Source organism: Paenibacillus sp. F4 (assembly GCF_002894905.1).
Classification (GTDB): Bacteria; Bacillota; Bacilli; order Paenibacillales; family Paenibacillaceae; genus Paenibacillus; species Paenibacillus polymyxa_B.
In genome coordinates this window covers 410-22,169 of record NZ_POVS01000022.1, presented here as the reverse complement: position 1 = coordinate 22,169, position 21,760 = coordinate 410, and the positions used below count along the sequence as shown (strand labels likewise).

Sequence of the window (21,760 nt, the reverse complement as noted above, 5' to 3'; positions counted from 1 at the left end):
ATTTTGAAACTGACGAGATAAAATATCTCATTTTCGCTTCCATTTCATACAGCCTGACGGCATGTACCAAAATCTCAGCGTTGGATTTTGTAAACAAAATCCGTACTCACTCGTTGTTCAGTTTTCAAAGATCAAATCAACAGCCGTTTAACTGGCTGGATATATAATTTATCACGTGTATATCTATCAGGCAAGTTGTAATATTTCCCATTTCAATAGTTTGTATTTCTACACGGTGTAGTTTTTATTAAAACACTCCAACACACAATGATTTATCTGTAACAACCGAAACTCTCTTATCTCCTACTTAAAGTGCAAAGTTGATCAGGTATAAACGTCATAAACCAGAAAAGCAGAAGCTCTTTATGTATTGGATGAGCTGCTGCTTTAGCTTTTAAGAAAATCCTGAAATGTTCGTTTAGCTTAAAGCTGTAGCTAAATCCTGTATCAAAAGTTCAGCAGGCTCATGCCCTACAGCCAAGCGGATAAGCGATTCAGGCATGTGTTGTTTTTTTAGACTCTGCTTATTGAAGCCGTAGTTTGGTGAGATCACCTGGCTCTCCATGGACCCCCAAGATACACCGATCCGGATCAGTCGCAGTTTATTAATCACTTTACATATATCTTCATAAGTCGAATCCTTTAGTTCAAAACTGAATAATCCGGCATAGCCTTTGAGCTGTCTACATGCGAGCTCATGTTGTGGATGAGAAGGAAGTCCGGGATGATTCACTTTGGAAATGGCCGGATGATCTGTTAGAAAACGAGCAACCAACAGAGCATTCCTTTGATGGGCTTCCATTCGGAGCGGGAGTGTTCTTAGCCCCCGAATGAGTAGCCAGGCTTCAAAAGGGCCCAACGAGCCGCCAATCAACTCATACTCTTCAGCATACATACGGTTTATTATCTCTTTAGAAGCGATCACTGCCCCTGCAATTAAATCATTATGACCACCCAAGTACTTGGATGCGGAGTGAACAACGATATCTACGCCCCATTCCAAAGGTTTTTGGAAAAGGGGTGTAGCCCATGAATTATCTATGATTGTGCGTATACCCTTCGCTTTGGAAAGCGAAGTTACCTCCTGAACATTTACCATATCGAATGTGAATGAGGTAGGAGACTCCATAAGAATAGCACGGGTCTGTGGTTTGATGGCACCAGCGACTGCTTCTGTAGAAGTCGAATGTACGATTGTATAGTCTATATGGAACCTCTTTAAATATCGGGCTAGGCTGACGGAGGTTTCATATATGTGTCCGACCAGAATCAGATGGTCCCCTGCGGATAAGCTACACATTAGAGCGGCACTGATAGCAGCCATTCCGGAAGCAAAGCACTTGCAGTCCGCCCCACCTTCCAGCGCAGCAATCATTTGCTCTGCAATCTGAACGGTAGGATTGGTTCCCCTCGAATAGACATAATGCTCCTTTTCATTATTAGCCGCTTCAGCATAATCTTCGTAAGTATCAAAGAAAAATGGAGCAGTCTCATAAATTGGAGGAGCAGCAGCCTTAGCAAAATACCCTAGTTCGTCCTCAAACCGGAGACAGATAAGCTGATCATCCGAGAAACTCAAACTGATCACCACTTTCTGAAAAAATTTCAAACCCATAAGAGGTAGTCTCCTCAATCCGGAACTCAAATATTCTATAATGTAACTCCTCTAGACCCTGTGGTGGTTGATTTGCGAAATTCGGAGAATTATGAGGCTTCCAAATGTCTTTCGCTAAGTATCCAATTCATAAAAATAGCGTATATTTTAGGGTTGCAGGGCAAAGATATGCTTTATCAATGTACTTAATACCTGGTTTCCTATTTTTCAAATTTTCCTCCCTTTGTTACTGCTTACAGTTATTATTAAAAAAAGAAAAAAGACAAATAAACAGTCCTCTTCATGAGGAGATGATAGTTCAATACCCCGAAGTTATGCCTCTATCTCAGCAGCTACACCATACAGAGCAAAAATCGCAGAACCGTAGTAAACCCATCATTCCTTTAAATAGATCCACCACTTTTTTGATGCTTATTCTCGTTCATCGGCACTACATGAAGTGTTCCATCCTCGCTAAACTCTGCATAGGCAATCTCGTCGATACTATCATATCCCTGCTCTCGCACTTTTGCTTTAATCTCTTCAATATCGATTGACTTCCCACGCATAGATTCGTTCAGAAGCTTTCCTTTATCAATGACTGTAACAGAAAAAAGATCAGGCTGTGCATCTATTCCCATATCCTGAGCGGCGGGTGGCTCGTATTCGGGTTTGCGCATGACTGACAATGAACCATTCGTTTCTAACGTGGCGTACCAGACCTCACGCAGAGAAAAAATATTTTGCTGGCGTAGCATGGAGAGCAGCTGGGTAAATTCTATATCATATTTTTCAAGCATTTCTTGATTAACTTGCCCCTTATCCACGAGCAGCACTGTTCGACCTTCTGCCATATAGCCAAATTTCACAAAACGGGTCATCGCCTTTTCAAAAAAATAGGCCAGCGCGCACCATAGTGCCAAAGCAAACAAAAGCTGCCCAATGGTCACCTTATCGTCATATAACATATTTCCCACAATTTCGCTTAACACCAATGAAGTTAGGAAATCGAGTGGTGTTAACTGACTGAGTGTTTTCCGACCTGTAATAAAAGTAATGATCCACAAGCCAAAAAAGCTGATGATCAATTTGACACCGATCGTAACAAATACCTCCATAAGTATGCCTCCCGGAAGAAGTTGTTTTCTTTATGTGTTATTTACACCTGTCTACCTCAGCATTAAACAGAGGGGTATTCCTAAAATGCCCGATTAAAAAAGCCCGCTACCAACTAGAGGCAGCGAACTTTTTAATTACGGCTAGTATATAATCTTAATCTTTCAGATGTTTATCAAAAAACTCTTAACCACGTCCAATATATGTGGCTGGGTAAAGGCAATATGCCAGCTCCCGTAATTTTGTGCATAGTGACATCATTGCCCGCTAGCTTGGACTCTGGAGTCATGATTATCTACTTTTCACAAGAAGCTGAATCGCTTCTTTAACCAGCTTATCCGTGTCTCCTCCCGCCTCTTGCTCTTCCAATATACATCGTTGCAGATTCTCTGCTACAATTTGGGCAATCGCTTTATCTGATGCGTTACGTACGGCAGATAGCTGGCTAACGACGTCTTTGCACGATTTTCCTTCATCCATTAAACGAAGTACCCCACGCACCTGTCCCTCAATCCTCCTCAGGCGCGTTTTCAGTTCATCACTGTAATTGTAATCCATAAGTAATGCACTCCTTTTTTGACTTACCATATACACGTATAGGTATATTATAAACCAAAAAAATAAATAGGATACCCTAAATAAATAGATTCACCTTGCCCTGCGAAGCATCCCCCAAGTAGGCGGCTACTCCAGCATATTCCAAACCGTCGATTAGCTCATCTTGCTGCAGCCCTAACAAATCCATGGTCATGGTACAGGCGACGAGCTTGATCCCCTGCTCTCGTGCCAACTCTATAAGCTCCGGCAAGGAAAGCGCCTTGTGCTTTTTCATGACATGCTTGATCATCTGTGGACCAAGTCCGGCAAAATTCATTTTGGATAGTGCAAGCTTTTGGGGTCCACGAGGCATGATCCAGCCAAAGGCTTTTTCGAGTATTCCCTTATTGGTGCTCACGATTTCATCCTTGCGTAACGTGTTTAGCCCCCAAAAAGTAAAGAAAATAGTTACTTCATGATCATATGCTGCCGCTCCATTCGCAATAATGAATGCAGCAATCGCCTTATCCAGCTCCCCGCTGAATAATACAATCGTTGTTTTGGACTGAGCATGTTCTTGATTATTTGCATAAATTCCTGCTGTCGTACTCATATGGATTCGCTTCCCTTAGTCTCTCCAGCCCATTCGGATATGCCTGAAAGCACAGATTTGACTTTTTTAGCGCCTTTGGAAACTAATAACTGACAAGCCATTTCACTGCGTGCTCCAGCTTGACAAATCACTGCGATCTCTTCTTCCAAGTTCAGTTCAGAGAGTCTGTTCTCCAGTTCGCCAAGAGGGATGTGCTTAGATCCAGGGATATATTTAAGCGCAAATTCAGCGGGTTCACGAACATCAAGCAAAATGAAGTTCTCTTTTCCCGAACATTTTGCTTGTAGCTCTTCATGGCTTATCGTAGAAGAAAATATTTGCTCCTTCTTCACTTCAGCCGGATTTGCTTTGCGTAAATAATGTCGCATTACATCTCCTTCTTGGAGAGTGCCCAAATATTGATGTCCGGTGTTTTTGGCCCAGCTCTGAAAATCGGCTAATGAACCTTTGTCAGTCGCCTGAACCTCCATAATCTTTCCGGGAACGAGCTCATTCATAGCCTTTTTTGTTTTTACTATAGGCATAGGACAAGCTAGCCCTTTGCAATCAAGAATATGATCTGCTTGGATATTGTTAGTTGATGACATTGTATAACCTCCGCCTGTTTTTTGAGGGGGCTTAGCTTAGTTAAATTTCTTTATACATATACCCCTATGGGTATTAGGATAACGAGACTCGCTTCTCTTGTCAACTTATTTGGCCGTTTTTTCTCAGAAGCAAACGAAATCATGTCTTGAAAAAATAAAATTAAAAGCAAAAAAAGCCGCGCAAAAACGCGACTCTAATGCATAAAACAAAATTAATCGTCTTTTTTCATCAGTTCTGGCAGATCCAGCGACATCGAAATATTACACAGCATACCTCTGGCGAGAAAAAGCATCGTTCTTTCCATTGCTTGTTCAATACCTGCCCGTCGGAAAGCATCATAAACCGTCGTATGAATTTCACGGAATCCTTGCTGCATCACGCTTACGACCTCATCCTCGCGGATCGTCTGCGCCTGCATTTGCAAAAGTGTTTCATTGCGGTATTCCATCATAATTTGCGAATAGGCTGCAATTAGCTCTTGCTCAAGCTGTTCAGATGAGGCCGAATGAATGACCCTGTGAAAAGAGTCTATGATACGTGTAAATGAAACCTTCAGGGCTTCAACAAGCAATGCTTCCTTGGTAGCGAAAAAACGAAAGACATAGGGTTGAGAAATATTGGCCCGTTCCGCAACTTTGGCTGTCGTAGCTCGGTAGTAGCCCATCTCTGCAAACACTTCAATGGCAGCAGATATGATTTCCTTTTGGCGATTTATAGATGTTGACGTAGCTTTAGCCATGTTTTTTTCATCCTTTTTTTAGCACAGTTTTCTCATTAGTGATTAATCAATTACAAATCAGTATAAACGACATAACCTAAAAATGCAATAAAGTCGCCTCCGCAATTCTGACGGAAACGACTCTGTTACATACATCCAATTATGGCGTCTTAGAGTTAAAATATAATCGGATATAATTGACCTTTTGCGTTTTGGTTTGATAGGAAAACACTAAATAATAACTAAGTCCTGATGTGTTGTTGATCGTATAATTAGCTTCTGCTGTGTCAGGTATGTCTTTAGAGGTATCAACGGTTTCCGTAGGTTGGCCCAATTCGTCAACAACTTGTTTGATAAGCAACTTCTTATAGTCTGGATCGGTAGATGTAATTTCTGTAACTTTATCGCTTCCATCCAGCATGATGTCTGTATGATACTTAGCGTAGCTTCTCATAGGACCTGTAGAACCTGAATCGGATTTCCCCCACAGCTCAAATAACAAATCGCTACTAGTTCCCAAGCCAAGACCTTTAGGCAAATTCGGTAAGGTCCCCTGCTTGGCTGCGATGAATATAGCGGCTACGGAACTGTGTTTACTGTGAGATGAAGCTGTACTACTGGCAGGTTCTTGATGGGTAGAGGTTGAGCCTTGCCCTTTAGTATTGAGATCCGTGTTTTGATCTGTAGAACTAGCAGGTGGTGTGACTGTTTCTGCTTTAGTAGGAGCAGTTGATTTTTCCTCCCCGCTATTGCTGCATCCTGTCATTACAGCAAAACCTATAGCCAATAAAGCACTAGTGGTGATTAGCTTGTAAGCCAACTTTTTACGATCATGAGATTGATGTGTATCCTTCATTATAAGATCACTCTTTCCTTGTTCTTGGGTACAAACCAAGTGTAACCGAACCTCGTTTCCGGAATACCTCTACTTGTTTCCAACTTGTAAACAAGGACATTGGTGATTTTCTAACATACCTATTTACGACCATAAGCTCCCAGCTGTTGTTTAGAAAAGGAGTAAGGAGAGTCACTCTTCTTCAACCATATATTCCCTTTAATGATAAAGATGTATACCGCAAAAACAAAGTAGATCGTACCCGCAATCCAGTCTATTGCCGTTGGGAGGTCTCGCTGTACTATTTCATGAATATACCAGATTCCGACTGGAACATGCAGGAGAAGTGCCGTAAACAAGCCAGGATTATATAGGGTTTTTGCTTTAATATTGACAACGATGCCGTGCCAGACGACCTGAAAGAATCCCATAAAAACTGGTGCGAGTCCAAGCCAGACTACTTGCGGGAACCATACGGGGAGCAGATAAAACACATAGGCAATTGCCACATTGATAATCATCGCTGATTGAGTGTTTAAGGGGTAATGATCCGGTGTATCACTTTTAAACATAACATTGTTAAATAAACCAGCAAAATATCCAGGCCAGCGGTACTCCTCAAATTGATGAAATAATATAGCTACAAAACTCAACCATAACATGCCTGTTATATCCGAAAGGATAGCTGGATTCATAAGTAAAACAATACATACAACCACACCGATTATAGCCCCTGCATCTTGCCAATATTTTCTTAAAAAATTCATATTAGTCACCCCTATGATTTATTTTTGATCAAAATATCTTTCGAACAGCAGATTTAATTGTTCCTCTATTGAAGGTATTTCCACAACTGCCCCTGATTCAAGAATCGGACTCATCAGTGCAGGCAGAAAAATAGCTCCAAATATTTGCAGCATCATTGCTAACAAGCGCTCCGGCTGTTGCTCACCTGTCAGCTCCTTGATCGTGCTCTGAACCTTTGGAAATCCCATGATGTTTAAAAACCTTCCGTATTCCTGTTGAGATGTAAAGGGCGTGCTGCCCATGGCAATAATTCGCGAAAGAAGCTCTGGATATTGACGAATGACCTGTAGATAGTTAAGTAAAAATTGTTTCAGTCTATCTTGGGGGGGCATCGCTGTATTGTCCAAAATAGAAAAGGTGTGCTGAAAGCCATTTAATATCACTTCAATAGCTTCACTGAGCAGATTTTCCTTGGAGCCAAAATAATAATTAACTAAAGAAATATTAGTAGCAGACAGGTCGGCAATTTTTCTGATTGTAACCGCCTCAAAACCTTCCTTTTGAATAAATTCCAGCGTAGCGTCTAAGATTTTTTCTTTGGTTTGTTGTTTTTTGTCTGGGTGATTCATGTTTTTCCTCCTCCTGTTTCGTCCAATCATAACGATAAATGAAATGGGACGATTTATGTAAATAACTTTTCAAACAATAATTAAAACGTTGTTTAAATTATTGTTTGAACTCAGTTTAGCACTTTTTATTTCACAAAACAAGGAGCGATTCGAGATTTAGGGAATAGAAAAACCCGCATAACGAATGAGATCGTTTGCGGGTCGATTGAATGGAGATTGAGAAAAGGCCTAAATAGCCCAATTTCCTTTGCGGAACACGGCTTCTTTGCTTCCGTCTTGCAGTTCGCCGTCAATATCCAGCTCAGCTGAGCCGATCATGAAGTCCACATGAGTCAGGCTGACATTGGCACCGTTCTGGAGCAGCTCCTCCCGGTTCATTTGTGTCCCATTTTCCATATTAAATGGATACGCACTGCCTAGAGCCAAGTGGCAGGAGGCATTTTCGTCGATACCTGTATTGTAAAAAATGCGATTGAGATTGGAAATCGGTGAATCGTGCGGCACCAGTGCAACTTCTCCCAAATAGCTGGCCCCTTCATCCGTAGCGAGCAAATGAGTCAGATGTTGCTCGCCGGATTCTGCTGTATATTCAGTGACTTTACCGTCCTTAAAGGTAAACGTTATGCGATCTACCAGTTGTCCATTTAAATTGAGTGGCATGGTACTTGTGACATGACCATTGACACCTGTACGCTTAGGCATCGTGAACACTTCTTCTGTCGGCATATTCGCGACAAAGTAATCTCCGCGCTCGTTCTCACCACCACCGCTGCGCCAAATATGCCCGTCAGCCAGTTCAATCCTCAAATCTGTTCCTGGTGCACGATAATGGAGGCTTTTATACTTTTTATGATTCAGCTTGTCTTGTACCTGTTCAAGGTTTTTCAAATGTTTCTGCCAATTCTGAATAGGATCAGAGCCATCTACACGATTCATTTGGAAGATTGTATCCCACATGACACCTATACGATCCTCTTCTGCTACATCTGCAAATACTTTATCGGCCCAAGCCTTCGTCGGCGCTTTAATCAAACACCAGCTAATTTTATGATTTCGGGTATATTTGGAAAAACCTTCTCTCGCCGTAGCCGCCGCCTTAGTCGCACGAGAAACCTTTTGTGGATCAATGCCTTGATATAAATCCGGGTTCGGCACTTTAATCGTTAGTGTGGCTCCACCCTCTTCGGCAAATCTCTCCATCATTTCTGCCTTCCAAGCAGGGTAGTAATCAAAGCTGGCTTCGTCACCATGTTCAAAACGACTACGTGTAATGGAATCATCCTCGAACTCTACCTGTACATATTTAGCGCCTGCTTCATAGGCTTTGCTGACAATCAGGCGTGTAAACTCAACAGTTTCCAGCGGTGCAGTTACCAAAAACACCTGTCCGGGCTGAATGTTAACCCCTACTCTTACGACCAGTTCTGCGTATTGCTCCAACAATGATTCAAATGTACTCATTTTTCCGCGCTCCTGTTCCGTTTTGATTATATTGAATGATTTCATCACTACAGTACGGATTGCTTCTCCATTTCACGTAGCTCCACTCTTCGTATTTTGCCCGAGCTAGTTTTAGGAAGCTCTTGAATAAACTCTATTTTTCGTGGATATTTATAAGGCGCCGTCCATGTTTTCACATGATGTTGCAGTTCCTTCACTAACGCCGGTGATCCTTCTACCCCAGCTTTGAGTACGACAAAAGCTTTTACAACATGTCCACGGATTTCGTCAGGGCTGGCTACGGCAGCACATTCCTGCACGGAGTCATGCTTCATAAGCGCTTCCTCTACTTCAAAAGGACCAATGGTATAGCCAGAACTGATAATGATATCATCACCACGTCCTTCGAACCAGAAATATCCATCCTCATCTTTGCGAGCCCGGTCTCCCGTAACAAAATAATCTCCGTGGACACTAGCTAATTTGCGTTCTGGATCATGGTAATACGTATGGAATAATGCCGGCAGATCGGCACGTACTGCAATATCCCCCACTTGCCCCGGAGCCAGCGGAATGCCATCCTCGTCTACGACCTCAACGAGTCCCGGTGCAATGGATTTGCCCATCGAGCCTGTACGCAGAGGTGCATCCTTTAAATTACCAATAATTAATGTGCTCTCTGTTTGACCGTAGCCGTCACGAATCGTAATGTTGAACTGCTCCTGAAACTTATTAATGACCTCCTGATTGAGAGGCTCTCCCGCTGAAACTGCGCTGCGCAATTGGGATAGATCATATTGATCCAAACCATCCGTTTTCGCCATAATCCGATATTCTGTCGGCGTACAGCATAACACTTGGATTCCATACTGCTGTATGAACTGCAAATAGCGACCTGGACGAAACGGACCATTATATACGAATCCGGTCGCTCCATTTCCCAGTACGGATAAAAACGGACTCCAAATCCACTTTTGCCATCCCGGTGCAGCTGTAGCCCATACTATATCTGAAGCTTGAATATCCAACCATGGTGATGTTATCCGCAGATGAGCATATCCCCAGCCATGGCTATGTACTACACCTTTAGGATTTCCCGTGGTGCCCGAAGTATAGGCCAGAATGGCCATGTCGTCACGGTGCGTCTTCACAGCTTCAAAAGTATCTCCCTGTCCATCCATCAGTTCATTCAGCACGAGCCAACCAGATACATCTGCCGTGTCGTCCCCGGAGACTACGATACGATAATCCAGAGCAGGCAGATCATCATTTATTTTGTCCACTTCGCTTGTTACTCCCGTCCAGGCAATGACTGCGCGCGCTTCCGAATGGCGAAGACGATATGCAATATCCTTGGCACGTAGCATTTCTGAAGATGGAATGACAGCAAGCCCCAGCTTCAAGCAGGCCAGATAAATTACATACGCAATAATACGCCGTGGTACTACGACCAGAACCCTGTCACCTTTGTTAAATCCCAGATTTGCGAGTCCTCCAGCCAGTCGGTTAGCCTTTTTCAACAGCTCTCCGTAGGTGATTTCTTCGTATTCTCCTGTCTCACTCAGCCACTTGAGTGCAGTTTTACCAGCATCATGGTGTTCCATTTCCGAAGTCATATTGTAATATTCAGGCGCAAGCCATTGTTGTTGATCTGTCAAATTATACCTTCCCCTTTATACATAAGATGAGATCCACTTTCTTACTGTAGTATAACATGTCTTAGTACCAGGTTCTAATACCAGAATCATTTTTTTGGAAAAAGATAAATTTGGGTAAAGCGAACGATAAAAATAAAGAGCCTGATTTCAGGCTCTTTTTCTTTACCGCTATCGTGATTCTACAACTGGAGTTCTACCATTGTAAAAGCTGCTTCCTGCCCGTTTACGAGCAGCGCAATCCGATGCGCTCCCGCATAATGGCGACGAGTTGTCAGGTCTGCAAAGCGGTGTGTCCGTGTACCTGTAAGACGGGTTCCTCCGGGGACCGTTTTGTCAGATAGCAAAAACAGTTTACGTGAGACTTGTCCTCTCGCCTTCACAAAATCGATGCCGTACTCGATACGGACTCGTACTGGGTCACCTTCTCGAAGCTGAAGCGCGTAGCTCAACTCACAGTTATCACCGAGCCTTAGCAAGGCAGGGTCTGTGCTGAAAGAGGCATCAGTGACTAACGGCGCCCCGTCTGTTTCATCCGCATAGCCAAACATTGCCATCACTTCGGGTATGGATTTGCGAATTAGGGTCCGACAGCCATGACGTACAATCCAGTCGGTGTCAGGATGTATCCCTTTCCACCGTTGAGCCGTAGCAATGACCACATCAGGATGATCCTTGGCAATATCGTTCAGGTTGTTGGCTACACTTTTACGTACATATAGTGAAGGATCCGCCTTCAGTAGTTCCAATACGGCCAAAACTGGAGCAGGATCACGCTTAAACACAGGCAATGCCTGTCCCCAGGGTAGCCGTGGACGACAGCCTTCGCTGGCAAGACGGCGGACGTGTTCACTTTGGTGTCCCGCCCAGGCCGTCATCTGCCGCATCATCCGTTCCGGTTCACGCAGGAGGAAGGGTCTCACTGCGAACTCCGCAGAGGACTTAGAGGTGAATCGCTCCAGTGCCTTCATGGACAGGCCCCAATGCTCTTCTCCCTGCCCATACACCTCCACAAAATCGGGAAAAAACAAGTACGGAAAACCACTGCAATGCTCGTCTATAGCAAAAAGAATATCCAGAGCTTCTTCATAATTGCTAGGCAAAAATGCCCCTAATGTAAACGAAATACGCCGTATTCGTTCTTTTAGCTCCAGTTCATCCCATTTTTCATCCATCACTTGATGGATGAATCCGTTGGTATCGAACGGCCTGTACGCAGACTGTACTTTTTCACCGAATAGTTGAAGAAAATTCTCCGTGTACATATTTTTTAAGGGCTCGGCCATTATATATCTCCTTTTGTATGAAGTTGAGAGAATTGTAGCAAGGCATACTAAAAATGCCAAGTCCTATGATTAGGACCTGACATTTTTTCAATAACGGATAAAATCGTTTAGAACTTATATTTCGTGCTCGGCAAACCAATTGGTAATACGTTGCAGGCGTTCCACACGAAGCTGCGGGTGCCCTTTTCGTGAAAGCTCATGACTTGAAGCTGGAAAACGGACAAATTGCGTAGGTTTCCCCAATCTCCGTAATGCTGTAAACAGCTGCTCTCCCTGCTCTATAGGACATCGCAGATCCTGCTCCCCGTGCAATATGAGCAGCGGTGTGTTGATTTGCTGCACATAAGCCAGCGGAGATTGCTTCCACAAGAGCTCGCAATCCTCCCACGGATTCCCGCCGACTTCATCTTCAGTAAACGAGTATCCTATGTCACTCACCCCATACATCGACAGCCAGTTGGATATGGAGCGCTGGGTCACAGCTGCGCGGAAACGATCGGTATGGCCGACAATCCAGTTTGTCATAAATCCACCATAGCTGCCTCCTGTTACACCCAGCCTTTCCGGATGAATGAATGGAAATTGACGTATAGCCTCGTCCACTGCGCTCAGCAGATCGGTGTAATCGCGTCCGCCGTAATCTCCAAGGACGACATTGGTGAAAGACTGTCCATACCCTCGGCTTCCTCCCGGGTTCGTGTAAATGACTGCGTATCCCTGAGCGGCCAGCAGCTGAAATTCATGAAAAAAGGAATTAGAATACATGGCATGGGGACCACCATGAATCTCCAAAATGGCAGGATAGGATACTCCCTCCTTAAAACCAACAGGCTTCATCACCCACCCCTGCACCCGTCGACCATCCTCGACCTCAGTCCAGAAGCTCTCAGGCATACTAATTTCAATCTCATCAAGCAGAGAGTCATTCACTCGTGTCAGCCGTTCATCGGTTCCTGAATGGATCGCAATCCGGAACAAATCGCCTGGTAAAGCGACATCGGTGGAAGCGGCAATGATATGCTGCTCATCTGAAGTAAGATCAAATTGATAAATTTCCCGCTCTCCTTGGGTTAAAATTTTAAAAGTTCCATCAAGCGCAAACTGATATACGTGTACATTCCCTTCAAGAGTTACCAGCGTATATAGAGATTGACTGTCCGCGCTGAAGCGTGGTGGCCCTATATGAAGGTGTGAACGCATGTCGCTCATCCCCGCATTACCGAAGTGAGCGTCAAGCGTCTCACTGACGCATACTGCCGTCCCGCCACTGGAGGGAATCGTGTACAGTCGAGTCTGTGTAGCATCTTTGGCATGTCGATCATGACCGTAAAAGGCAATCGTTGAACCGTCGGGAGAATAAGCAGCACTCTCGATGTGCAGTTTAGAATGGGTCAACTTAAGCGGTGCTGCTGCATCACCATTTGAAATCGCAGGAGCTATCGTAAACAAATCATTTTGCTTACGTAAATCCATATCCTCTTTCGAATGCTCTGCTATCCTGGCGACGAATAAAATACGTTGACCATCCGGTGACCACACAGGCTCCGCCACATCATAAGCACCGGACGTCAGTTGAACTGTGTGCCCCGAAGTCACATCAGTTACATACAAGTGATCACGAGTATCATCCCACAGCCCATAACCGTCAGATTTAGCTTTTGTTCGATTTACGACTCGTCCCTTAAGTTGTGCCTCCTGATTTCCTGTATCGGATGTAGGGCTTGACTGGTTCTCAGCCGTCTTAGCTACAAACGATATGCAGGCCCCATCCGGCGACCAGGCTAGTGAACGAACGTTGTTCTCTACATGTGTAAGCTGTCGAGCCTCTCCCCCGCGTGCTGGAATAATCCATACCTGACGCTTGCCGTCTGTCGTACGGAGAAAAGCAAGTTGTGATCCGTCCGGTGACCAAACAGGCGTTTCATCTTTCGGTCCGTATGTAAAGGGTATCGGAGCATCACCTTGGAATGGCAACAGCCAAATACCCGAGTTATAGTCTGTGTGCTCTTCATTAATATACTGTTCTACGTAAGCGATTTCACCACTAATAGGATGAACAGCTGGATCGCTAACCCAATGAAGTCGATATAAATCCTCGGCTGTTATACGGCGTTTGGCCATGCTAAATTGCGAGTTACTCAAAAAAATTCCTCCTTATATCATCAGATCACAACAACTTCACATTTAATTAATCCGATTAATTTTATATGATTTTAATAAATATACAGTTACGTTACTCTTTTTATGTATCACTGTCAATTTGTATATAACTCAAAAGACCCTCTCTCAGTCGCTATGGACCCGAAAACACCGCTGAATGGGTTGTTTTCATGAGAGAAGGTAATGATTCGCTATCAGTTATAGCTGAAAAATAGGAGAAATGGAGGAAGCCCTAATAGGAATAGTAGATCCATCTCGTAGGTTCGGCCCCTGCTATCAAATCGTACTGGGAATCTCTCGCCGCAGCACAGGATGATTTCCCTGGCAAACCGACGTAGCTCTGCTTCAGTGATTTCCTACATTCTTGGAAACAGACTTTACGGATGGAGATGACTGACCCCGGAGAACATCGAGCTGCTGTGACATCAGACGCAACTGTTGCTCCAAAATTCGCTCTACAACCGCAGAAGCTGTAGCGTTCGGGACGCTTTGAGTCCGTATTTGCCCAGCGGTATCCATAGCATAGACGGAAGCGCCAGCCGGAACGGTTGATTCATGAGACGGTTGGGTTAACGGGAAAGCTGCATGATCAACCTGATTCAGGGATGTTTCTGGACGATTTTGCACAGATTGAACTGTGGCCTTCTGTTCCGTTCGAACCTGTTCAGGCACGTTAACCCAGCATCTTTTACGTTCGAATGGATACGTGGGCAGCGAAACCTTTTTATAGTGCTTACCTGCATAGAGGGCATTCCAATTGATCTGCGCTCCTTGCACGTACTTGGCTGCCAGCTGCTCCAATGATTGCAACGTGTCCAAGCTTCCAGTGACTATCTCTGCACTACCTGTGCTATCAGCTTCCCCGGTGTATACGCCTTCGACGACTCTGCCTTGTTCGTGTAACTGAAACACCTTCGCTTTCAGCGAATCCCCTCCTGCGGCAGTCATAGCAATCCGGTGATTCAGGTGCCCTCTGCCTGTGTTAGCCGTATAGCATACATCCTGTATCACGAGTTCTTCTCCGCGTCTGAACCGTTCTGCGTACCGCCCGACCAGCTCTCGCAAAGCGGATTCACTCCGCGCTGACAAGGTCAGCAGCAGCGGTGATGATCTATTGTTACTGTCCGTTGAAGTTTGGTCTGATTCCGTCTTCGCTATATATTCCTCCAGCACCACATGGCAGTTTGTCCCGCTGAATCCAAAGGAGCTCAGTCCACTTCTTCTCGGGAAACCATCCGTCTTCCATTCCCTCAGCTTCGTATTGGCATATACCGGGGATTCTTCAAAATGGATTTTCTGGTTTGGTGCACGAAAATGAACGAGCGGCGCAATCTGTTGATATTTCAAGGACAGTACGGATTTGATCAAGCCCGCAATCCCGGCGGCTTCGTATAAATGACCGATATTCGTTTTGACTGTGCTGATTGCGACAAACTGCTTACGCTGTGTATGCTTGCGGAAAGCCTTGGTAATGCCGTCAATCTCAACCGGATCGCCCAGTTTGGTTCCGGTGCCATGCGCTTCGATATAGCTGATCGTTTCAGGATTAATCCGTGCATCACGCCACGCCTGCAAAATTACTTCTGCCTGAGCCAGCGCATTCGGCGCGGAAATACCAATCGTGCTGCCGTCCTGATTGATGGCACTTCCTTTGATCACGGCTAAAATGTTATCACCGTCTTGTTCCGCTTTGCGCAGTGGCTTCAGGAAAACGGCTCCAACTCCTTCTCCCCAGCCCGTTCCGTCCGACTGGTCGTCGAAGGCTCGTGCCCGATCATCAGAGGATTCCATGCCAATACCCGCTTTCAGTGGCAGCAAAATCGTCTTCACTCCACCTGCCAAGGCCATGTCGCAGTCTCCACTAAGGATGGACTTGCAGGCCAAATGCACTGCCACGAGTGAGGAAGAACAAGCTGTATCAATGGTTAGCGCCGGACCCTTTAGATCGAGTAAATATGCAATCCGACTGGAAATAATGGACGATAAATTACCAATGGCAAAGTTCGGCAGTGCCCCCGGTTCCACCTCGGACAACAAACGCTCGTATTCGAAGCTGGTTTTGGAGAAGCCGACATACACGCCGACCTTTTGACCCGCCAGTTGCTTCCCCCCATACCCCGCATCCTCGATCGTGCTCCAGGCGGTTTGTAGGAATAACCGTTGATTCGGGTCCATGAGTGAGGCTTCCCGTGGAGTCAGCTTAAAGAAGGAGTAATCGAACTTGTCTACTTCATCCAGATAGCCGCCTTCTGCAATTTGCATATTCCGTCCTTCCGTATTCAGACGGGAAATGAAATCTTCGGCGTCTTTCCTTCTTTCGTCACTGTACGGTCCGATATTGTCTGCCCCTGATGCCATATTCGCCCAAAACTGCTCCAGTGTTTCCGCTTGAGGAAATTTGCCGGACATGCCGATGATGGCAATATCCCGGTCATTCACTTTCTCCTTGGCCTCAGGCTGTGCTGTTGCAGCCGCTTCACTGCTTAGGTCCTGACTGGAGATATACGCAGCCAGCTTGGCGATGGTCGGATAGGAAAAGAAGTCCGTCACCTTAATATGAATCCCTAATTGGTCCTCCAACAGGTCCACAATCTGAACGAGTTGCAAGGAATTCACTCCGATATCAAAGTAGCTGTCGTCCGTCCCGATCGACTTTACATTTAAAATATCCTGGCAGATTCCAATCAGCTTCTGTTCTATCTCTCCTTGAGGCAAGATTTTATGCTCAGCTGCTGGCACGGTTTGAGTGGCCTCGGCCAGAGTTGTCAGTATTTCATTAAATTCACCTTGCTCATAACTCTGGGCTAATTTGAAGCGCTGAACTTTCCCACTGGTTGTTTTAGGGATACGCCGGATCGGAACCACATCCTGAATGTACCAACCTCCCCGGTAATTCAAATGGCTTTTCAGCTTTTGGACAAGCGGTACAAAATGTTCTATCTTTTTCGTGTGCATCACAAAGGCAACAATACGATCCTGCCTGGTTTGCGCATCATGTACACCGCACACAGCTACTTTCCCGAGATCCACGCCATCCAGTTCCTCGGCAATCCTCTCGATGTCATGCGGGTAGACATTCTGTCCGTTCACGAAAATGATATCCTTGGCTCTACCGGTAATAGTCAGGCGGCCGTTCCGCATAAACCCTAAATCTCCAGTGATAAGCCAGCCATCCTCTGTTTTGACCTTCGCGGTAGCCTCTGGATTGTTATAATATCCGGACGTCACATTTTTGCCGCAGATCTGTGTGTGTCCAATCACCCCATCTTCGAGCACCTGATTTTGATCATCGCAAATGCGGACAGAGGTACTGGCCATTGGATACCCCAAATCAACAAAAGTAAGACACCGCTTGTCGGACTTGTCTACTTCTTCGATGGGTTCACCTACGTGTAACTGCTGCCGATTCAAATGGATGGGTAAAAAGGTATCCTTGTCCAGAGGTGGAGTGGAAACACCTACGCTGGCTTCTGCCAAACCGTAGACAGGGAACATCACATTTTTATTCAAACCATGAACACTCATTGCATCCATAAACACATGACAAAGCTCCACAGATACTGGCTCAGCTCCATTTAAGATCATACGAACACTTGACAAATCCCAGTTAGATGCTGTTTCAGGTTTATACTGATCGAGAAAAAATTTATATCCGAAATTGGGAGAGCATATTTGAGTCACCTTATGCTCCGATACTTTTTTTAACCATAAAGACGGACGTCTGATAAAAAGTGCCGTCGGCATAATCAGCTGCTTGGCATTAGCGATCACACAGGTTAAATGAAATGCGATCAATCCCAGGTCATGCGTAAGCGGCATCCAGCCTAAATAAGCATCCTTGGAGCTCATGCCTGTTTGATTTGCGATATCCCGAATATTGTAAATCAAATTTTCATGCGTCAGCATGACACCTTTGGGATCACCTGTAGAACCTGAGGAAAATTGGATAAAAGCTAAATCCTCCGGTTTGGATATATGGACTACACCTTTACTCTGATTGGAATAATCGAATGTATGGCTTGAAAAAGTCGCTTTTTTAACAGGCTCAAAGGAATCCAGCAGTTGGTGTTGGTGCGAGTATTTTTCCAACTGCTCCAATACCTTGTCATCTGCAATCATATAAGGACAGGAGAGTGTATTCCAGATTTTAAACAATTTCATTTTATGCTCATCATTATTCCCTATGCTTACAGGAACAGGTACGATTCCACCGAGTAGGCAACCCCAAAATACATTCACAAAAGTATGATTGTCGTCGATCTGCATGATCAGCTCATCACCAGGTTGAATCCCTTTTTCCTGTAATTCATGAAGTACCTGTAATGCTTGCTCCAGAAGTTTACTGTAGGAGACATATTCCTCTTGTTTATCACCGGAAATAAAGGTGATCCCGTGTTCATCCCGGTTTGCGCGGTCTTGAATGATTTCAATTAAAGTTTGAAACTGCTCCATCCTGATCCCTCCTTAATTGCTCTAGCATTACTTTCTGCTCTCCTTCGGAGACCTGTTTGGTTTGCAACACTAGGCGAATACACCCCAGTATTTCCTGTCTTTGCTCAGAAGCAGGAGGCGGACTGCTGTCTGATTCTGAGTTTCGCAGTAATTCTTCCAGTCTTCGAACAGGTAAAATAACACCCTTTCGATACTCATCTTCATTCCAATTGGCATTGGGGGTAGACACCGCCAGTGAAAGGGAACGAGCAACCCAATCACGGATTGAGAAACGGCGTTCCAGTTCAACGCGATCCAAGTCTCTGTCGAGGGACAGCAATTCAATGGAAGTGTTTATTTCCTTCGTCAAATTTTTCAGCACCGTTCGTGGACCTAACTCGATGCCTTGTTTCACGCCATGATTCGCCATATACTGCATGGTTTGAATCCATCGAACTGGGTGAGTCATTTGCAAAATCAATCCTTGGCGGATGCTGTCAACATCGGGGTATGGCTGAGCGGTCACATTAGAGATCACGGGCCACTTCGCCTCATTTAAAGTGTATTTTTGCAGCTCTGCGGTCAGCCTATCCGCAGCAGGCTGCATAAGCGGACTATGAAAAGGACCGCTGACCTGCAAGCGGGTAATTTGGGCTCCCCGCTGTTCTAACTCGCCAGCTACCACAGCGACAGAGGTGCTATGACCTGAAACGACGTACTGGTTAGGTGAATTGTAACAGGCAATGGCAGCAGGCTGATCTACTGTGGAGTGCAAACGACAGAATTCTTCCACAGCGCCTGGCTCAGCTCCGCGAACGGCAATCATGCTGCCCAGTCCGGCCACTGCGGCTTCTTCCATGAAGCGTCCCCGCTCTTGAACCAGCCGTAAAGCGTCGCCAAAGGATAGAACACCGCTACTTACCAGAGCTGAATATTCACCCAGGCTATGACCTGCTGAAAATTCAGGGATAATCCCGATTTCGTGCATATAACGCCGGAAGGCAATGACGCTGATCGTAAGAAGTGCGGGCTGAGTATAAAATGTTCTGGATAGCTGGGTAATCGGACCTGCCATGCATAAAGCTTTCAGATCATATCCCAAAATATCAGCAGCCTCTTCGAACAAGCGATCTGCTTCTGTAAAACCGCTATGCCATGCCGCTCCCATCCCTACATACTGAGACCCTTGTCCCGGAAAAACCAAGGCTGTGCGATTCATACCAAACCCCTTTCCTCCCCACAAAGATATGGCAACACAATTTGCATACATCTCAGGAGCAATTTTAATTCAGAAATAAAAAATCCCCTCTCTCGGTCGTCAAGAACCTGAAAGCATCGTTATTTTGGTTACTTTCACGAGAGAGGGGAAGGATAAGATTTTTATAGATCCGGCATTTGCAAAATTCTCAGATAAAAAGTATATCTTCAGTTCCTTACTGCGGTATGGTCAGATTCAACAGAACCTTTTCAGTTGCAGCTTGGAAAATTTGATAAATTTCCTCGCAATCTTCCTCATACGGAAGGGACAGAGAAATTTTCAGAACACTTGCTGTATACGCAGACTCGAAGAAAATGGCTCCGCCTCCATTAGCCTCTTTTTTCGGCCTATTCAAAGCACCGAGCAACTTCGAGTCTTCCTTCATTTCACCCAAGTAGTTGAACACAATAGGTAATTGTTCAAAATTCTTTTTTAGAATGCTGCTTGATTGCGGGTAAACTGATTTCATTTCTTCGTTAAAGATCAAATTAAAGAAATTTAAATGGTGATTCACAGCAACATCCAAGGGTTTCTGAATATCGTTTTCGTAGGATATCTCCTCTTCCTTCTGGAGTAAAACAGGAATATGGTCAATATATTCTCCCAGTGACCCAAAGTAGTTCCTAGCCCCATACTGTCGTCCATACTGCGTTAACCATAACGGAACTTCAGACTGTTCAAAGTAACGGCTAAAGAACTGAAATCCAATTTGCAACGAAATATCCGACAGGCTTGCAGCCACGTCCTGTTTTTGAATATCATGCAGCTTCAGTTCCCAAATCAATGAGGTAGATTGTGCATAGTTACACTCACGCATCCTTGCATGGATTCGGCTATTGTTATTGTCAAACGCTTGGAGCTTAAATTGCTCCACAATGTCTTGATCACTGATTCCTTGAGGACCTTGGCGGATAAGATCGACATAATCGTGATAATGGAATGTTTTAACGGTCTGACTCTGCTGGGTATGATCGTATTCCTCAAGAAGCTGATTATGCAGAACTACACTGCTCGTAGCATCAAAAATAATGTGTGAACATGGCAGCAGCAGCAAGTGTTCCCGCAGATTCAAGCGAACCAGCGTAATCCGGTACTGCAAAGATTGGGTCTGCTCATATGGTTCAAAATACAGATTCGACATGATGGATGGAAGAAGCTGTTGTTGTTCCTGCACAGGATAGACTGAAAGATCCACACAAGGCAATGAAATATGCTCTGGAGTTGGCCGTACTTCCCATTCCCATATTCCATCCGAACATACAAGCACACTTCTCAGTAATTCATGACGTTGAATCAACTGTCGAACTGCTGTAGTCAGGCGCTCCACATCCACGTATTGATCCAGCCGGATCACGGTACCCGAGGAAGCCGGGTGCACCAAATGATAATGCTGAGCAGGGGCCAGCGGGAAACGATAGATAACCTTTGAGCTGAGTAGATACTTATTCCAGCGAGCATTCATTTTAGCGATTTTTATAATCCATTCCTCAGACTCCAACGGACGCTGACGGCTGTTTGCCTGTTCCTCGTCTGTCTGCTCCAGCTCTGTATACTCTGTGCTGACCCACTGGCTGGCGTCTTCCTCACCCATAGGAACGATATAGTGAGGGTGCAGTTCAGAATGAATATGAGACGAAATTCCCACGGTCATTTCACTCACCTGATCTGGTCGGAACGGATATATTTGTAAAAATAAATAGTCGTGCTCATCGTTGGCTACGAATTGAAGCATAGCCTGTACTCCAAAGGTTTCGCTAATCCATTGTTCAGCTTCCGTTAAATCTGTAAGCAATGAAGTGTCTTGCTTGGTGGCAACTTTATTAAGGGATAACAGATCGGACAAGCTTCGAATGGTTTGATGTTGCAACACTTGGTGTATGCCCAATGGAATACCTGATTCTTGTGCTTTGGTGACGAGCTGAATCGCCTTTAAAGAATGACCTCCAAGTTCAAAGAAGTTCTCGTCGATACTTACCTTTTCTCTACCAAGCACCGTCTGCCAGAGATTCGCCAATTGCTGCTCCATTTCATTTCTTGGAGCTACGTAGCCTGCATCCGGGCTATTCGCTAATTCCGGCAATGGCAGTGCTTTGCGGTCTATTTTGCCGTTCGGTGTCAGTGGCATGGACTCCAGCTGTACAAAGTATGAAGGT

The 21,760-nt window shown here is 45.0% G+C and carries 16 protein-coding genes; all 16 read right to left on the bottom strand.

Annotated features, from left to right (window positions below):
• Nucleotides 1-418 precede the first annotated feature (418 nt).
• Nucleotides 419-1,579, bottom strand: coding sequence for a trans-sulfuration enzyme family protein (locus C1T21_RS25165; protein ID WP_103050200.1), 1,161 nt, complete (start codon nucleotides 1,577-1,579; stop codon nucleotides 419-421).
• A gap of 419 nt (nucleotides 1,580-1,998) precedes the next feature.
• On the bottom strand, nucleotides 1,999-2,712 hold the full coding sequence (locus C1T21_RS25155) for a YetF domain-containing protein (RefSeq protein ID WP_103050197.1): 714 nt from the start codon (nucleotides 2,710-2,712) through the stop codon (nucleotides 1,999-2,001).
• 289 nt (nucleotides 2,713-3,001) lie between these two features.
• Nucleotides 3,002-3,268: a metal-sensitive transcriptional regulator gene (locus tag C1T21_RS25150; RefSeq protein WP_013310304.1), complete on the bottom strand. Its 267-nt coding sequence runs from the start codon at nucleotides 3,266-3,268 to the stop codon at nucleotides 3,002-3,004.
• A 76-nt stretch (nucleotides 3,269-3,344) separates the two neighbouring features.
• The gene (locus tag C1T21_RS25145) at nucleotides 3,345-3,860 is read right to left on the bottom strand and encodes a DsrE/DsrF/DrsH-like family protein (RefSeq protein ID WP_103050196.1); all 516 of its coding nucleotides are present in this window, start codon (nucleotides 3,858-3,860) and stop codon (nucleotides 3,345-3,347) included.
• A complete protein-coding gene (locus C1T21_RS25140) occupies nucleotides 3,857-4,447 on the bottom strand; it encodes a sulfurtransferase TusA family protein (protein WP_103050195.1) in 591 nt (196 codons plus the stop codon). Before C1T21_RS25140 ends, C1T21_RS25145 begins: the two co-directional genes overlap by 4 nt.
• 212 nt (nucleotides 4,448-4,659) lie before the next feature.
• Entirely contained in the window at nucleotides 4,660-5,187 is a 528-nt protein-coding gene (locus C1T21_RS25135; RefSeq protein WP_103050194.1) for a TetR/AcrR family transcriptional regulator, read from the bottom strand.
• Between the two features lie 139 nt (nucleotides 5,188-5,326).
• Nucleotides 5,327-6,022, bottom strand: coding sequence for a DUF4309 domain-containing protein (locus C1T21_RS25130; RefSeq protein ID WP_103050193.1), 696 nt, complete (start codon nucleotides 6,020-6,022; stop codon nucleotides 5,327-5,329).
• A 119-nt stretch (nucleotides 6,023-6,141) separates the two neighbouring features.
• Nucleotides 6,142-6,768: an HXXEE domain-containing protein gene (locus C1T21_RS25125; RefSeq protein WP_103050192.1), complete on the bottom strand. Its 627-nt coding sequence runs from the start codon at nucleotides 6,766-6,768 to the stop codon at nucleotides 6,142-6,144.
• 18 nt (nucleotides 6,769-6,786) lie between these two features.
• The gene (locus C1T21_RS25120; RefSeq protein WP_023988547.1) at nucleotides 6,787-7,377 is read right to left on the bottom strand and encodes a TetR/AcrR family transcriptional regulator; all 591 of its coding nucleotides are present in this window, start codon (nucleotides 7,375-7,377) and stop codon (nucleotides 6,787-6,789) included.
• A 228-nt stretch (nucleotides 7,378-7,605) separates the two neighbouring features.
• The gene (locus C1T21_RS25115) at nucleotides 7,606-8,838 is read right to left on the bottom strand and encodes an aminopeptidase (RefSeq protein ID WP_103050199.1); all 1,233 of its coding nucleotides are present in this window, start codon (nucleotides 8,836-8,838) and stop codon (nucleotides 7,606-7,608) included.
• A 47-nt stretch (nucleotides 8,839-8,885) separates the two neighbouring features.
• Nucleotides 8,886-10,475 (bottom strand): acetate--CoA ligase, encoded by a 1,590-nt coding sequence (locus C1T21_RS25110; RefSeq protein WP_103050191.1) that lies wholly within the window; start codon nucleotides 10,473-10,475, stop codon nucleotides 8,886-8,888.
• Between the two features lie 179 nt (nucleotides 10,476-10,654).
• A complete protein-coding gene (locus tag C1T21_RS25105; RefSeq protein ID WP_103050190.1) occupies nucleotides 10,655-11,758 on the bottom strand; it encodes a DNA alkylation repair protein in 1,104 nt (367 codons plus the stop codon).
• Nucleotides 11,759-11,872: 114 nt separating this feature from the next.
• Nucleotides 11,873-13,900 carry a S9 family peptidase gene (locus C1T21_RS25100; protein WP_103050189.1) on the bottom strand — a complete coding sequence of 676 codons (2,028 nt, stop codon included), beginning with the start codon at nucleotides 13,898-13,900 and terminating at the stop codon, nucleotides 11,873-11,875.
• Between the two features lie 363 nt (nucleotides 13,901-14,263).
• Complete coding sequence (locus C1T21_RS25095) at nucleotides 14,264-18,370, bottom strand: beta-ketoacyl synthase N-terminal-like domain-containing protein (protein WP_258012622.1); 4,107 nt, start codon at nucleotides 18,368-18,370, stop codon at nucleotides 14,264-14,266.
• Nucleotides 18,345-19,568: an ACP S-malonyltransferase gene (gene fabD, locus C1T21_RS25090; protein WP_103050198.1), complete on the bottom strand. Its 1,224-nt coding sequence runs from the start codon at nucleotides 19,566-19,568 to the stop codon at nucleotides 18,345-18,347. Before fabD ends, C1T21_RS25095 begins: the two co-directional genes overlap by 26 nt.
• A gap of 214 nt (nucleotides 19,569-19,782) precedes the next feature.
• On the bottom strand, nucleotides 19,783-21,760 hold a 1,978-nt coding region (locus tag C1T21_RS25085), incomplete at its 5' end, for a condensation domain-containing protein (protein WP_258012620.1).